Origin of the sequence: Paraburkholderia podalyriae (genome assembly GCF_014397785.1) — a bacterium.
GTDB classification, from domain to species: domain Bacteria; phylum Pseudomonadota; class Gammaproteobacteria; order Burkholderiales; family Burkholderiaceae; genus Paraburkholderia; species Paraburkholderia podalyriae.
Window position 1 is genome coordinate 126,965 of sequence record NZ_VZQQ01000016.1, and the last position, 13,622, is coordinate 140,586.

The following is a 13,622-nucleotide window of genomic DNA, read 5'->3' on the forward strand; positions in this document are numbered from 1 at the left end:
GCCGGTATGCGCGTCAGACCTGCGCCGCCGGACTCGCGACGAAGCCAAAGCGCGCGGCCACCTGATCGCGTCGCACGCTTTGTAGCGGCAGTGTGAGCTGAGCGCTCCAGTGGAATGCGCCGCTCAATGAGTCATCGTCGGCGAGCGTCGCGTGATCGGAGAAGATCTCCAGGTCATGATCGTGCAGCACCGCGATGCGTGCCGGCTGCGAGCGATCGATGAACAGAATGCCGCCGTCTTCGTCGACGAACACCGCCGCCGGTTCGAACGCGCCGCCGCCCTGATCGTGCAGCGCGAGCGTTCCATCCGCGTGCGCGGACAACCTGACCACCCACGGCGTATAAGCCAGCTCGACGTATACGCGCTGCGGCCCGTTCTGGAAAAACCACTGCCCGCGCTCATCGACCTCGTAGTTCCGGTTGATGAAGCCAAGCAACGCCTCGTGCCGGATCGGTGCGCCGGGCGCGCCGCTCGCCTGGGCCGCTTCGTCGCGCATGCGCCAGTTACCGCGCCGGTCGAGCATCAGCCAGCCGGTGCAACTCGGCACGTTCGGCCATTTGGCCAGCGCCTGTCTAACGATGTCATCCATGATCGACGTGTCGCTCCAGATAGCCGAACACGCGCCGCGACAGCCAGTCGATGCGGCCCGGGAACGGCCCGGTCATGAAACCCGCGTGGCCGCCGTGCACAGGCTGATCAAGCTCGACCGCGGCCGACACGTCGTGCCGCGACGGCAGCGCTTCGGCCGGCAGGAAAGGATCGTTGCGCGCGTTGAGCACGAGCGTCGGCACCTGAATGTGCGGCAGCAGCGGACGGGTGGTTGCGGTGCTCCAGTAGTCGTCGGTATTGCGAAAGCCGTGCAGCGGCGCGGTCACGACGTTGTCGAACTCGTACATCGTGCGGCTCGCGAGCATCGCGTCGCGGTCGAACAGGCCGGGGAACTGCTCGAGCTTCTGGTTGGCCTTCTGCTTCAGCGTCTTCAGGAAGCTGCGCGTGTAGACGAGGCCGAAGCCTTGCGACAGCGCGCGGCCGCCCGCATGGACGTCGATCGGTGTCGAAATCGCGGCGGCCGCCGCTACCACCCGCGTCGCATCGTCTTGCCGCTCGCCGAGCCAGCGCAGCAGCATGTTGCCGCCGAGCGACACGCCCGCCGCGACCACCGGTCCGCGATGCGCGGCGCGCAGGCGGCGCAGGATCCAGTCGACCTCGTCGCTGTCGGCGAGATGATAGAAGCGCGGCAGCCGGTTCAGCGGACCGCTGCAGCTGCGAAAGTGCGGCACCACGCCATGCCAGCCGTATTCGCGCGCGGCTGCCATCAGCGCGGCCGAGTAATGCGACGACGAATTGCCTTCGAGGCCGTGGAACAGCACGAAGAGCGGCGCGGTATCGGTGGGCGGACTCTGATGCGCGACCCAGTCGAGATCGATGAAATCGCCGTCGGGCGTGTCCCAGCGTTCGCGTCGAAACGACACCGCGGGGCGGCGCGCGAACAGCGACGGGACGATGGTCTGCGCATGCCGGGTCGGCAGCCACAGCGGCGCGCGGTACAGCAGCTCGACAGTCGCCTCGACGGCGGCCGCCACCTGGGTGGGCGCTGTACCTGGGGAAGCGGGTTGATCGGGCGTCGAACTCATACCGGCGGAAAAGCGAAAGAACGAAAAAGCATGAACCTGACTCGGCAGCGGCGCCGCGCGTCAGTGCAGCGGGCCCTGGCCATGCCGCATCTTCGTCGCGAACTGGCTGGCGGTCTCGTTCGGCATCGCGCTCGCATGAATATGCGCGATGCGCCATTCGCCGCGTTCGTGGACCATCACGTAGGTGGTGAAGACCATTGCGGGCGTGGCGGTCGGGTCGGCCGGACGATGCGCTTCGGCAATCGCATAGACGACGGTGCCGAGGCTGTCGTAGACACGGATGTCGAGCGGTTCGATCGACACCGGCATCGCTTCGAGCTGACTCAGCAAGCCATGGCGGATGCTGTCGAGCCCGTGCAAATGCGAGCCGTCCGCGCAGATGCAGCTGACGAATTCCTCGTCGATCCACAAGCCCATCAAGCTGTCGATATTGACCTCGGCGACGGCCTGATAGTAGGCGTTCAGGGTATCGGCGGCGGCTTCGAAGATATGGGCAAAACGTGGCATGGCTCGTCAGTCTCTTGTGCGCGGCGCGCGGTTGCGGGTCAGCGGTAGCGGGACGGTCCAGAGCGCCGGACCATCGCTCCCCGGCGTCAGCTTGCCCGCGCCGCAAGGCGCGAACATGACGCGACGCGCTCGGGGGCGTGCGGTGTTGCGTGCAAGTATGAGTCGGCTCAGCGCTGCGCGAGCAGCATGCCGCGCAAATCGCCGAAAACCTGCTCGGCGCTCAGTTGCTTCAGGCAGTTCAGATGGCCGAGCGGGCACTCGCGCTGAAAACAGGGGCTGCATTCGAGATGAAGCCATTGTACCTTCGCGAGCTCGGACAAGGGCGGGGTGTGGCGCGGATCGGTCGAACCGTAGACGGCCACGAGCGGGCGGCGCAGCGCGGCGGCGACGTGCATCAGGCCGGAGTCGTTGGTGACGACCGCATTGGACCGCGAGATCAGCGCGCAGGCCTCGCCGAGCGCGGTCTGGCCGCACAGGTTGCGCACGTTCGGCGCTTTCTCGGCGATCGCCTGCGCGAGCGGCGCGTCTTTCGGCGAACCGAGCGCGACGATCTGCGTGTACGGGAACGACTGGCCGACCATCTGCGCGAGCGATGCGAAATGCTCGGGCGGCCAGCGCTTCGCGGGACCATATTCGGCGCCGGGGCAGAACACCAGCAGCGGCACGCGCGTATCGAGATTGAAGCGTGCCGACACGCGCGACGCCTCGTTCAGGTCGGTGTCGAGGCGCGGCATCGGCAGATCTTCGGGGACTTTGGCGCCGGGTGCGTAGGCGAGGGCGGCGTAGTGGCCGACCATCGGCGGGCGCGCGTCCTTGCGCGGATTCGCGTGACGCACGTTCAGCACGCCATAGCGACTCTCGCCGGTGTAGCCGATGCGCAGCGCAATGCCCGCCAGCCACGGAATCAGCGCCGACTTGAACGAGTTCGGCAGCACATAGGCCGCGTCGTAGCCGACGTCGCGCAGATCGCTCGACAGCTGCCAGCGGCGCAGCATTTGCAGCTTGCCGTGGGCGAGATCGGTCGCGTAGACGTCGCGGATTTCCGGCATGCGCTCGAGCACGGGCGCGACCCAGCTGGGCGCGACCGCATCGATGACGATGCGCGGATGCAATTTCACGAGGCGCGCAAACAGCGGCTGCGCCATCAATGCGTCACCGATCCAGTTCGGTGCGATAACCAACGCGCGACGCATCAAAGTGAGTGTCCGGTGTCGATAACAAGCGCCGCGCGCGCCATGCGCGTAGCACTCGGATGGGTAAAAGGGGAAAGCGGAAAGCCGCGCGGCGCGATGCCGTTTGCCCACACGCGCCGCGATGGCGGCGCGGCGGCGGCCCGGCTGCGCCGTTCGTGCGGGTCGTGCGGGTCGTGCGATCGAGCCTGCGGCGCGGCGAGCGCGTGATCCGAGCCCCGCGCCTCGTGCCGCCCAAGCCGGCTCAGAACCGCCCGTTGCGCCGGATCAATGGCCTTTGATCACTTCGCCGTCGCGCAGCTTGTAGCGCGTGCTGCAATACGGGCAACGCGCTTCGCCGTGCGACACGTCGATGAAGACGCGCGGATGCGCGCTCCAGCGCGGCATGGCCGGATTCGGACAATACGCCGGCAAATCTTTTGCCGACAGTTCGACCAGCGGCATTTCCTTGATTTCGCTCATGAGACTTTCTCGTTGTATGCGGAGGGCTTGCAGTGCGCCGCCGTTGGGCGGCGCGGCGCATCTCGAAACGTCGCTCAGATCTTCGCGAGCCAGTGCGCGTATTTCGCGCTCTTGCCGTTCACGACGTCGAAGAAGGCCGATTGCAGCTTTTCGGTGATCGGGCCACGCGCGCCGGCGCCGATTGCGCGGTTGTCGAGCTCGCGGATCGGCGTGACTTCGGCTGCCGTGCCGGTGAAGAACGCTTCGTCGCAGGTATAGACCTCGTCGCGCGTGATGCGCTTTTCGATCACTTGCAGGCCCATGTCGCGCGCGAGCGTGATGACGGTATCGCGCGTGATGCCGTCGAGGCACGAGGACAGGTCCGGCGTGTAAAGCTTGCCGTTGTTGACGAGGAAGAAGTTCTCGCCCGAGCCTTCCGACACGTAGCCGTCGACGTCGAGCAGCAGGGCTTCGTCGTAGCCGTCCGCTGTCGCTTCCTGGTTCGCGAGGATCGAGTTCACGTACCAGCCCGACGCCTTCGCGCGCACCATCGACACGTTCACGTGATGGCGCGTGAACGACGACGTCTTCACACGGATACCCCTGGTGATGCCCTCTTCGCCGAGGTACGCGCCCCACGGCCACGCGGCGATCGCGACGTGAATGGTGTTGCCTTTGGCCGACACGCCGAGCTTTTCCGAGCCGACCCAGATGATCGGGCGCAGATAGCAGGTCTCGAGCTTGTTCTCGCGGACCACTTCGCGCTGCGCGGCGGCGAGCGTTTCATGGTCGAACGGCACGTCCATCTGGAAGATCTTTGCCGAGTTCAGCAGGCGCTTGGTGTGCTCCTGCAGGCGGAAAATCGCGGTCGCGCCGTCGGCGGTCTTGTAAGCGCGCACGCCCTCGAACACGCCCATGCCGTAGTGCAGCGTGTGGGTGAGCACGTGGATTTTGGCATCGCGCCAGTCGATGAGCTTGCCATCCATCCAGATCTTGCCGTCGCGGTCGGCCATTGACATACGGTTCTCCAGCAGGTGCGTTATGAGGTGCGGCCATGAGCGCAGGACATAGCCGGGAGCGCTATTTTAGCGTCTTTTGCACACGCAACGGGCATTTGGGCGCACCCCGGGCGCTATAATCCGGCGCACGCATAAATCAACTCCGGATGCGCCAGCGGGTGGCCCTGCGACCTGGCGCGCCGACCTGGCCTTCTTGACGGCGTTCCTTGCGCCCGCTCCCTTCGCCGATGCTCGCTCGACTGTCCGATACCGATCGCCGCGCTTTTCGTGAAGGCGCGCGCGCCTACGCCCCCACGCTGATGGCGATTTTTTCCTGGGGCCTCGTGACCGGCATCGCGATGAGCAAGTCCGTGCTCACGCTGCCGCAGGCACTGACGATGTCGCTGCTGTGCTACGCCGGTTCGTCGCAGCTGGCGGTGCTGCCGCTCCTCGCCGCGAAGCTGCCGGTGTGGACCGTGTTGCTGACCGCGGCGATGGTCAACACCCGCTTCGTGATCTTCAGCGCCGGCCTCGCGCCGCACTTCTCGTATCTGTCGATGTGGCGGCGCATCGTGCTCGGCTATTTCAACGGCGACGTGATCTATCTGCTGTTCGTGAAGAAGAGCTTTCCGACCGGCTACGTGCCGGGCAAGGAGGCGTACTTCTGGGGCATGGCGGTGTCGAGCTGGCTGTCGTGGCAGGTGTCGTCGATCATCGGCATCCTGCTCGCGAGCCTGATTCCCGACAACTGGGGGCTCGCGCTCGCCGGCACGCTCGCGCTGTTGCCGGTGATGGTGTCGGCGATCGCCACTCGCTCGACGATGGTCGCGGTCAGCGTGGCCGGCATCGTGTCGCTGCTCGCACTCGATCTGCCGTATCGGCTCGCGCTGCCGCTCGCGGTGATCGCGGCGATCGCCGCCGGCAGCGCGGCCGACTTGATCATCGAGCGCGCCGACCTGCGCCGCATCCGCGGCATGAACGATCGCGCCGGAGACTCCCAATGACCTCCACGCAAATCTGGCTCGCCATCTTCGGCATGACCTTCGTCACCGCGTTGACGCGCGCGATGTTTCTGATCGGGGGCGAGCGCACGGTGCTGCCGGCGCGCGTCCAGAAGATGCTGCGCTACGCGCCGGCCGCCGCGCTCGCCGCCGTGGTGGTGCCCGACGTGCTGACGACGCCCGAAGGGATGTCGTTCGCGACGTCCAACCATGAGCTTTATGCGACGCTCGCCGGCCTGAGCTGGTTTTTGTGGCGACGCACCATGCTGGGCACGATCGTGACCGGAATGGTCGTGTTTACACTGATGCGCGTGTTCCTGTGACGCTCCGGCCCGCGGTGCGGCGATGAATGCTGCGCGGCTGCATGGTCGGCCTCGCGATCAAATACGCGACATTCGCTCGGCCGCGGGTCAGAAGGCCGTTTGGATCAGTTAAAATGCCTTTTCCGGGTTCAGCGCGCCACAGCAAGGCGCCTGGTGTCGCGGCCGGCCGCCGGCGCCCGATCCCGCGGAGCCGTTGGGCCGAAGCGCTGGAGTTCGACGCGCATCGTCCCCGCGCGCTGTCCGCCACCGCCTTCTCATCAACTCGCATACTCAAGCCCATGAACAAGGTATTGCGTCTCTCCGACCTGATCGCCGAAGGCAAGCTGTCCGGCAAACGCGTATTCATCCGCGCCGATCTGAACGTGCCGCAGGACGATCAAGGCAACATCACCGAGGACACCCGCATCCGCGCTTCCGTGCCGGCCATCAAGGCCGCGCTCGACGCCGGCGCCGCCGTGATGGTTACCTCGCACCTTGGCCGTCCGACCGAAGGCGACTTCAAGCCGGAAGATTCGCTCGCGCCGGTGGCGAAGCGTCTGGCCGAGCTGCTCGGCCGCGAGGTTCCGCTCGTCGCGAACTGGGTCGAAAACGGCGTGAACGTCGCGCCGGGCTCGGTCGTGCTGCTCGAAAACTGCCGCGTCAACAAGGGCGAAAAGAAAGATTCCGACGAGCTCGCGCAGAAAATGGCCAAGCTCTGCGACATCTACGTGAACGACGCGTTCGGCACCGCGCATCGCGCCGAAGCGACCACCCACGGTATCGCGAAGTACGCGCCGGTTGCGTGCGCGGGCCCGCTGCTCGCAGCTGAGCTCGAAGCGCTCGGCAAGGCGCTCGGCGCGCCGAAGCGTCCGCTCGTGGCGATCGTCGCGGGCTCGAAGGTGTCGACCAAGCTGACCATCCTGAAGTCGCTCGCGGAGAAGGTCGACCAGCTGATCGTCGGCGGCGGCATCGCCAACACGTTCATGCTCGCGGCCGGCCTGAAGATCGGCAAGTCGCTCGCCGAAGCCGATCTCGTCGACGATGCGAAGGCGATCATCGACGCGGCAAAGGCCCGCGGCGCCTCGGTGCCGATCCCGACCGACGTGGTCACGGCCAAGGAGTTCTCGCCGACCGCGAAGGCCGAAGTGAAGGCCGTCGCCGAGGTGCAGGACGACGACATGATCCTCGACATCGGCCCGGAAACGGCCAAGGTGCTGGCCGCGCAGCTCGAGAAGGCCGGTACGATCGTGTGGAATGGCCCGGTCGGCGTGTTCGAGTTCGACCAGTTCGGCAACGGCACGAAGACGCTCGCGGACGCGATCGCACGCTCGGCGGCGTTCTCGATCGCAGGCGGCGGCGACACGCTCGCGGCGATCGCCAAGTACGGCATCCACGACCAGGTTAGCTACATTTCGACGGGCGGCGGCGCATTCCTCGAGTTCCTCGAAGGCAAGAAGCTGCCGGCGGTCGAAGTTCTGGAATCGCGGGCTTAACGTGGCGACGCGCTCCCCATCGGCGAAGTCGACCAAGGCGCGTGGCGCGAAAGCGCCGCGCGGTAACGCGGCAGCACCGGCAGGGGAGAGCGAGACACGCGCAGCCGGTGCGCCGGCGACGGTCGACCCGGCGCTGGCCGCCGGCGCGGCCGCGCCGGCGGTTGTGGAGCAGCCTCCCGCCGGCGACGCGGCGCAGCCGCCAACGGCCGCTACCGAATCCGCCCAGGACGATTCGGCCCAGCCGGAAGGGCCTTCCGGCAAGCAGGACGACGACCCGCCGGCGCGCGATGCGCCGGTCTCGAATACCGCATCACCCTCATTACCCCCATCACCCGCATTACTCCACAAAGCGACATCGGCCACAGCCGGCGCGCGACCCCAGGCAGCATCGTTCGATGCGCAGACTCCGCAGCAGCCCCGCAGCGCTCTTTCCAGCGATCCTATCCAGACGAGGAGACTCATGCATCGCGCCACCAAGATTGTCGCTACTATCGGTCCGGCTTCCAGCACGCCGGAAATCCTGCTGCAAATGATTCAGGCGGGACTGGATGTGGTGCGGCTCAATTTCTCACACGGCACCGCGGACGATCATCGCCAGCGCGCCGAATTCGTTCGCGAAGCGGCCCGTCAGGCCGGCCGCGAAGTCGCCATCATGGCCGATCTGCAAGGACCGAAGATCCGCGTCGGCAAGTTCGAGAACGGCCGCACGACGCTCGTCACCGGCAATCCGTTCATCCTCGATGCGGAATGCGAGCTCGGCAACGACGAGCGCGTCGGCCTCGACTACAAGGATCTGCCGCGCGACCTGAAGCCGGGCGACGTGCTGCTGCTCAACGACGGCCTGATCGTGCTGAGCGTGCAGCGCGTGATCGGCCACGAGATCCACACGGTCGTGAAGATCGGCGGCGAGCTGTCGAACAACAAGGGCATCAACCGCCAGGGCGGCGGTCTGTCGGCGCCCGCGCTGACCGCGAAAGACATGGAGGACATCCGCACGGCGATGTCGCTCGGCGTCGATTTCATCGCGGTATCGTTCCCGAAGAACGCGACCGACATGGAAATGGCCCGCCAGCTCGCGAACATCGCCGGCGCGCCGTACGGCATGAAGCCGAAGATGATCGCGAAGATCGAGCGCGCGGAAGCGATTCCGGCGCTGCAAGGCATCCTCGACGCGTCGGACGGCATCATGGTCGCGCGTGGCGATCTGGCCGTGGAAGTGGGCAATGCCGCGGTGCCCGCGCTGCAAAAGCGCATGATCCGGATGGCGCGCGAATCGAACAAGTTCGTGATCACCGCGACGCAGATGATGGAGTCGATGATCCACGCGCCGGTGCCGACCCGCGCGGAAGTGTCGGATGTCGCGAACGCGGTGCTGGACGGCACGGACGCGGTGATGCTGTCGGCGGAATCGGCGGCGGGCAAATACCCGGTGCAGACCATCGAGACGATGGCCGCGATCTGCGTCGAAGCGGAAAAGTCCGAGCAGTCGGAGCTCGACAAGGATTTCCTCAACCGCACGTTCACGCGGATCGACCAGTCGATCGCGATGGGTGCGCTGTTCACCGCCTATCACCTCGGCGCGAAGGCGATCGTCGCGCTGACCGAATCGGGCTCGACGGCGCTGTGGATGTCACGACACTGGACCCACGTGCCGATCTTCGCGCTGACGCCGCGCGTCGGCAGCGAACGCGCGATGGCGCTGTACCGCAATGTGACGTCGCTGCATCTGGACACCAACACCGACCGCGACACCGCGCTGCAGCAGGCGCTCGAAACGGTAGTCGGCAAGGGCTACGCGTCGCACGGCGACATGGTCGTGCTGACGGTCGGCGAGCCGATGGGGCAGGCGGGCGGCACCAACACGTTGAAGATCGTGCGGGTCGGTGAACCGTACTGATCCGGCAGGACTGCTCGATTGGCACAGGCTTGATTGAGCGAAGCAGGCCGGCACAGCCCGCATGGTCCATGTGCGACGGCGCACCAAAGCGCTGGCGTCACCGCGGGAACGCGGTCTGCTTCGCGATAAAATCGCCACAAAAGATGCCGACGGCAAAAGAATTCGTTTCCAATCCAAGGAGTTTTCAGCATGCCTCTCGTATCAATGCGTCAACTGCTGGACCATGCCGCGGAAAACGGCTATGGCCTTCCGGCATTCAACGTGAACAACCTGGAGCAGGTGCAGGCGATCATGGCCGCGGCCGACAAGATCAACGCCCCGGTCATCATGCAGGCTTCGGCTGGTGCGCGTAAGTACGCGGGCGAGCCGTTCCTGCGTCATCTGATCGAAGCGGCGGTCGAGTCGTATCCGCACATTCCGGTCGTGATGCACCAGGATCACGGCCAGTCGCCGGCGGTGTGCATGGCGGCGATCCGCAGCGGCTTCACGAGCGTGATGATGGACGGTTCGCTCGAAGCCGATGGCAAGACGGTCGCATCGTACGGGTACAACGTCGAAGTGTCGCGCAAGGTCGTCGAAGCGGCGCACTCGATCGGCGTCACCGTGGAAGCGGAGCTGGGCGTGCTCGGTTCGCTCGAAACGATGAAGGGCGACAAGGAAGACGGTCACGGCGCCGAAGGCACGATGACGCGCGAGCAGCTGCTGACCGATCCGGAACAGGCCGCCGACTTCGTCAAGCTGACCCAGTGCGACGCGCTGGCCATCGCGATCGGCACCTCGCACGGGGCCTACAAGTTCAGCAAGAAGCCGACGGGCGATATTCTGTCGATCCAGCGCATCAAGGAAATCCATCAACGCATTCCGAACACGCACCTCGTGATGCACGGCTCGTCGTCGGTGCCGCAGGAGCTGCTCGCGGAAATCCGCGAATTCGGCGGCGACATGAAGGAAACCTACGGCGTGCCGGTCGAGGAAATCCAGGAAGGTATCCGTCACGGCGTGCGCAAGGTCAACATCGACACCGACCTGCGTCTGGCGATCACGGGCGCGATCCGCCGCTACATGGCGACCAACCCGGGCAAGTTCGATCCGCGCGATTACCTGAAGCCGGCGCGCGAAGCGGCGATGAAGATCTGTATCGACCGTTACACGCAATTCGGCTGCGAAGGCCAGGCTGGCAAGATCAAGCCGGTTTCGCTTGATAAAATTGCGGAGAAGTACAAGTCGGGCGAACTCGCACAAGTCGTCCGCTAAGCAGTTGTTTTTGGCTCCGCGCCTGGCCGTTTGGCCAGGTTGTCGTCCGATCGCCGTTCCCGCATCATCGGGGGGAACGGCGTTTCCCTTTTGTTCCGGTCACATTTTTTGCCTCACTTTTAGCGAACCACGACGATGTCTACCCTCTACGAATCCACGCTCCGCTCGCTGCCGCTGCTCGGCCGCGGTAAAGTCCGCGACAACTATGCGGTGGGCAACGACCAGTTGCTGATCGTCACGACCGACCGCCTGTCGGCGTTCGACGTGATCATGGGCGAGCCGATTCCGAACAAGGGGCGCGTGCTCAACGCGATGGCGAACTTCTGGTTCGAAAAGCTTAAGCACGTGGTGCCGAACCACCTGACGGGCGTCGCGCCCGAGTCGGTGGTCGCGCCGGACGAAGTCGAGCAGGTCAAGGGGCGCGCGGTAGTCGTCAAGCGTCTGGAGCCGATCCTCGTCGAAGCGGTGGTGCGCGGCTATCTGGCCGGCAGCGGCTGGAAGGACTACCAGGCCACCGGCTCGGTGTGCGGCGTGCAACTCCCGCCGGGTCTGCAGAACGCACAGAAGCTGCCCGAGCCGATCTTCACGCCGGCCGCCAAGGCCGAGATGGGCCACCACGACGAAAACATCACCTACGACGAGATGGAGCGCCGCATCGGCACCGAGCTGTCGGCCACGATCCGCGACATCTCGATCCGTCTGTACAAGGAAGCCGCTGAGTACGCGGCGACGCGCGGCATCATCATCGCGGACACGAAGTTCGAATTCGGTCTCGACAACCACGGCAAGCTGTATCTGATGGACGAGGCGCTCACGGCCGACTCGTCGCGCTTCTGGCCCGCGGACCAGTACCAGGCCGGCACCAACCCGCCGTCGTTCGACAAGCAGTTCGTGCGCGACTGGCTCGAAACCCAGCCGTGGAAGAAAGAGCCGCCGGCGCCGAAGCTGCCGGACGACGTGGTCGTCAAGACGGGCGAGAAATACCAGGAAGCGCTCGAGCGCCTGACCGGGCACAAGCTCGACTGATCTGATTGCGCGCGCCGTGTCAGGCGCGCATCGCCCGGAAACAAGGAAGCCGTAAAGATGAGTGAAGCACAAACCGCCCATACGCATGTTGCGCCGATTGTCGGCGTATTGATGGGCTCCAGTTCCGACTGGGAAGTCATGAAAAACGCCGTCGCGATCCTGCAGGAATTCGGCGTGCCGTACGAAGCGAAGGTCGTGTCCGCGCACCGGATGCCCGACGAAATGTTCGCCTATGCTGAAAGCGCGCGTGAGCGCGGCATTCGCGCGATCATCGCGGGCGCGGGCGGCGCGGCGCATCTGCCGGGCATGCTGGCCGCGAAGACCACGGTGCCGGTGCTCGGCGTGCCGGTCGCGGGCAGGTACCTGAAGGGCGTCGATTCGCTGCATTCGATCGTGCAGATGCCCAAGGGCGTGCCGGTCGCGACGTTTGCGATCGGCGAGGCGGGTGCCGCGAACGCGGCGCTGTTCGCGGTGTCGCTGCTGTCCGGCACGAGCGCCGAATACGCGGACAAGCTCGCTGCATTCCGCGTGCGCCAGAACGAAGCGGCTCACGCGATGGTGTTGCCGGCGCTGTGAGCGCGCCGGTCGTTTTTTAAGACGTCTCCTGTCCGACCCCCGGCCGGATATCCGCCGCTCGCCCTGCGAGCACGACGCGTATCCGGCCGCGACCGACCACCAAGATGAACCCTGACAACACACCGGTTTCACCGATTCTGCCCGGCGCATGGCTTGGCATGGTCGGTGGCGGCCAGCTCGGCCGCATGTTCTGCTTTGCCGCCCAGGCGATGGGCTATCGCGTCGCCGTGCTCGATCCGGACGAGACCAGCCCGGCTGGCGCGGTCGCCGATCGCCACCTGCGCGCGGCCTACGACGACGAAGCGGCGTTGACCGAACTCGCGCGGCTGTGCGCGGCGGTGTCGACCGAATTCGAGAATGTGCCGGCCGCGAGCCTCGACTTTCTCGGCAAGACCACGTTCGTGAGCCCGGCGGGGCGTTGCGTCGCCGTCGCACAAGACCGCATCGCCGAGAAGCGCTTTATCGCGTCGTCGGGCGTGACGGTTGCGCCGCACCTCGTGATCGAGTCGTCGGATGCGCTTGCGGCGCTCGGCGATGGCGAGCTCGGGGCGGTGCTGCCGGGCATCCTTAAGACGGCGCGCATGGGTTACGACGGCAAAGGCCAGGTTCGCGTGCGCAACGCCGAAGAAGTGCGCGAGGCGCATGCGTCGCTCGGCGGCGTGCCGTGCGTGCTGGAAAAGCGCCTGCCGCTGAAGTTCGAGGTGTCGGCGCTGATCGTGCGTGCGGCGAGCGGGGCGTCGGTCGTCTATCCGCTCGCGCAGAATACACACCGAGACGGCGTGCTGTCGCTCACCATCGTCCCCGCGCCGGACGCGTCGCCCGCGCTTGTGCAGCAGGCCCAACAGGCCGCGCTGCAGATCGCCGACAAGCTCGGCTATGTCGGCGTGCTGTGCGTCGAGTTCTTCATTCTCGACGACGGCTCGCTCGTCGCCAACGAAATGGCGCCGCGCCCCCACAACTCCGGCCACTACACGGTCGACGCCTGCGCGACGAGCCAGTTCGAGCAGCAGGTGCGGGCAATGACCAGCATGCCGCTCGGCGACACGCGCCAGCATTCGCCCGCGGTGATGCTGAACATCCTCGGCGACGTGTGGTTCCCGGACGGTCCGAAGCGTGCGGCGGTCACGCCGCCGTGGCAGGAGGTCGCCGCGATGCCGGCCGCTCGCCTGCATCTGTACGGCAAGGAAGACGCGCGTTGCGGCCGCAAGATGGGCCACGTGAACTTCACCGCGCCGAGGCTCGAAGAAGCCCGCACCGCGGCGCGCGATTGCGCGCGGTTGCTGCACATCACTACCAGCTGACG

14 protein-coding genes are annotated in these 13,622 nt (G+C 66.0%); 8 read left to right on the forward strand and 6 right to left on the reverse strand.

The window, feature by feature from the left end:
* Nucleotides 1-13 precede the first annotated feature (13 nt).
* The 6 genes from F6X42_RS20420 to F6X42_RS20445 all read right to left on the reverse strand — a co-directional run bounded on the left by F6X42_RS20420 (nucleotide 14) and on the right by F6X42_RS20445 (nucleotide 4,791).
* Nucleotides 14-589, reverse strand: a complete 576-nt coding sequence (locus tag F6X42_RS20420) for a DUF2946 family protein (RefSeq protein ID WP_187635947.1) — start codon at nucleotides 587-589, stop codon at nucleotides 14-16.
* On the reverse strand, nucleotides 582-1,634 hold the full coding sequence (locus tag F6X42_RS20425; RefSeq protein ID WP_187635948.1) for a YheT family hydrolase: 1,053 nt from the start codon (nucleotides 1,632-1,634) through the stop codon (nucleotides 582-584). The genes F6X42_RS20420 and F6X42_RS20425 overlap by 8 nt, the downstream gene beginning before the upstream one ends.
* Nucleotides 1,635-1,694: 60 nt before the next feature.
* Nucleotides 1,695-2,141 (reverse strand): nuclear transport factor 2 family protein, encoded by a 447-nt coding sequence (locus tag F6X42_RS20430; RefSeq protein WP_187635949.1) that lies wholly within the window; start codon nucleotides 2,139-2,141, stop codon nucleotides 1,695-1,697.
* 167 nt (nucleotides 2,142-2,308) lie between these two features.
* Nucleotides 2,309-3,334, reverse strand: coding sequence for a lipopolysaccharide heptosyltransferase II (gene waaF / locus F6X42_RS20435; protein ID WP_187635950.1), 1,026 nt, complete (start codon nucleotides 3,332-3,334; stop codon nucleotides 2,309-2,311).
* Nucleotides 3,335-3,598: 264 nt separating this feature from the next.
* Nucleotides 3,599-3,793, reverse strand: coding sequence for a zinc-finger domain-containing protein (locus F6X42_RS20440; protein WP_008920434.1), 195 nt, complete (start codon nucleotides 3,791-3,793; stop codon nucleotides 3,599-3,601).
* Nucleotides 3,794-3,867: 74 nt separating this feature from the next.
* Nucleotides 3,868-4,791: a branched-chain amino acid transaminase gene (locus tag F6X42_RS20445; protein ID WP_187635951.1), complete on the reverse strand. Its 924-nt coding sequence runs from the start codon at nucleotides 4,789-4,791 to the stop codon at nucleotides 3,868-3,870.
* 227 nt (nucleotides 4,792-5,018) lie between these two features.
* Between F6X42_RS20445 and F6X42_RS20450 the strand changes: the two genes are divergently transcribed.
* The 8 genes from F6X42_RS20450 (at nucleotide 5,019) to F6X42_RS20485 (ending at nucleotide 13,620) form a co-directional block, all read left to right on the forward strand.
* The gene (locus tag F6X42_RS20450; RefSeq protein ID WP_187635996.1) at nucleotides 5,019-5,774 is read left to right on the forward strand and encodes an AzlC family ABC transporter permease; all 756 of its coding nucleotides are present in this window, start codon (nucleotides 5,019-5,021) and stop codon (nucleotides 5,772-5,774) included.
* Nucleotides 5,771-6,094, forward strand: a complete 324-nt coding sequence (locus tag F6X42_RS20455) for a branched-chain amino acid transport AzlD family protein (protein ID WP_187635952.1) — start codon at nucleotides 5,771-5,773, stop codon at nucleotides 6,092-6,094. Before F6X42_RS20450 ends, F6X42_RS20455 begins: the two co-directional genes overlap by 4 nt.
* 278 nt (nucleotides 6,095-6,372) lie before the next feature.
* Nucleotides 6,373-7,566 (forward strand): phosphoglycerate kinase, encoded by a 1,194-nt coding sequence (locus F6X42_RS20460; RefSeq protein WP_187635953.1) that lies wholly within the window; start codon nucleotides 6,373-6,375, stop codon nucleotides 7,564-7,566.
* 460 nt (nucleotides 7,567-8,026) lie between these two features.
* Nucleotides 8,027-9,463, forward strand: a complete 1,437-nt coding sequence (pyk, locus tag F6X42_RS20465; RefSeq protein WP_187635954.1) for a pyruvate kinase — start codon at nucleotides 8,027-8,029, stop codon at nucleotides 9,461-9,463.
* A gap of 189 nt (nucleotides 9,464-9,652) precedes the next feature.
* Nucleotides 9,653-10,717: a class II fructose-bisphosphate aldolase gene (gene fba / locus F6X42_RS20470; protein WP_187635955.1), complete on the forward strand. Its 1,065-nt coding sequence runs from the start codon at nucleotides 9,653-9,655 to the stop codon at nucleotides 10,715-10,717.
* Nucleotides 10,718-10,852: 135 nt separating this feature from the next.
* Nucleotides 10,853-11,743 carry a phosphoribosylaminoimidazolesuccinocarboxamide synthase gene (locus F6X42_RS20475; protein WP_187635956.1) on the forward strand — a complete coding sequence of 297 codons (891 nt, stop codon included), beginning with the start codon at nucleotides 10,853-10,855 and terminating at the stop codon, nucleotides 11,741-11,743.
* A gap of 57 nt (nucleotides 11,744-11,800) precedes the next feature.
* Nucleotides 11,801-12,319 (forward strand): 5-(carboxyamino)imidazole ribonucleotide mutase, encoded by a 519-nt coding sequence (gene purE / locus F6X42_RS20480; protein ID WP_187635957.1) that lies wholly within the window; start codon nucleotides 11,801-11,803, stop codon nucleotides 12,317-12,319.
* 104 nt (nucleotides 12,320-12,423) lie between these two features.
* On the forward strand, nucleotides 12,424-13,620 hold the full coding sequence (locus F6X42_RS20485) for a 5-(carboxyamino)imidazole ribonucleotide synthase (protein WP_187635958.1): 1,197 nt from the start codon (nucleotides 12,424-12,426) through the stop codon (nucleotides 13,618-13,620).
* Nucleotides 13,621-13,622: the final 2 nt, after the last annotated feature.

Coding starts and splice junctions, on each gene's coding strand:
- F6X42_RS20420 (WP_187635947.1), bottom strand. CDS start 589: ATGGATGACATCGTTAGACAGGCGCTGGCCAAATGGCCGAACGTGCCG.
- F6X42_RS20425 (WP_187635948.1), bottom strand. CDS start 1,634: ATGAGTTCGACGCCCGATCAACCCGCTTCCCCAGGTACAGCGCCCACC.
- F6X42_RS20430 (WP_187635949.1), bottom strand. CDS start 2,141: ATGCCACGTTTTGCCCATATCTTCGAAGCCGCCGCCGATACCCTGAAC.
- waaF (WP_187635950.1), bottom strand. CDS start 3,334: ATGCGTCGCGCGTTGGTTATCGCACCGAACTGGATCGGTGACGCATTG.
- F6X42_RS20440 (WP_008920434.1), bottom strand. CDS start 3,793: ATGAGCGAAATCAAGGAAATGCCGCTGGTCGAACTGTCGGCAAAAGAT.
- F6X42_RS20445 (WP_187635951.1), bottom strand. CDS start 4,791: ATGTCAATGGCCGACCGCGACGGCAAGATCTGGATGGATGGCAAGCTC.
- F6X42_RS20450 (WP_187635996.1), top strand. CDS start 5,019: ATGCTCGCTCGACTGTCCGATACCGATCGCCGCGCTTTTCGTGAAGGC.
- F6X42_RS20455 (WP_187635952.1), top strand. CDS start 5,771: ATGACCTCCACGCAAATCTGGCTCGCCATCTTCGGCATGACCTTCGTC.
- F6X42_RS20460 (WP_187635953.1), top strand. CDS start 6,373: ATGAACAAGGTATTGCGTCTCTCCGACCTGATCGCCGAAGGCAAGCTG.
- pyk (WP_187635954.1), top strand. CDS start 8,027: ATGCATCGCGCCACCAAGATTGTCGCTACTATCGGTCCGGCTTCCAGC.
- fba (WP_187635955.1), top strand. CDS start 9,653: ATGCCTCTCGTATCAATGCGTCAACTGCTGGACCATGCCGCGGAAAAC.
- F6X42_RS20475 (WP_187635956.1), top strand. CDS start 10,853: ATGTCTACCCTCTACGAATCCACGCTCCGCTCGCTGCCGCTGCTCGGC.
- purE (WP_187635957.1), top strand. CDS start 11,801: ATGAGTGAAGCACAAACCGCCCATACGCATGTTGCGCCGATTGTCGGC.
- F6X42_RS20485 (WP_187635958.1), top strand. CDS start 12,424: ATGAACCCTGACAACACACCGGTTTCACCGATTCTGCCCGGCGCATGG.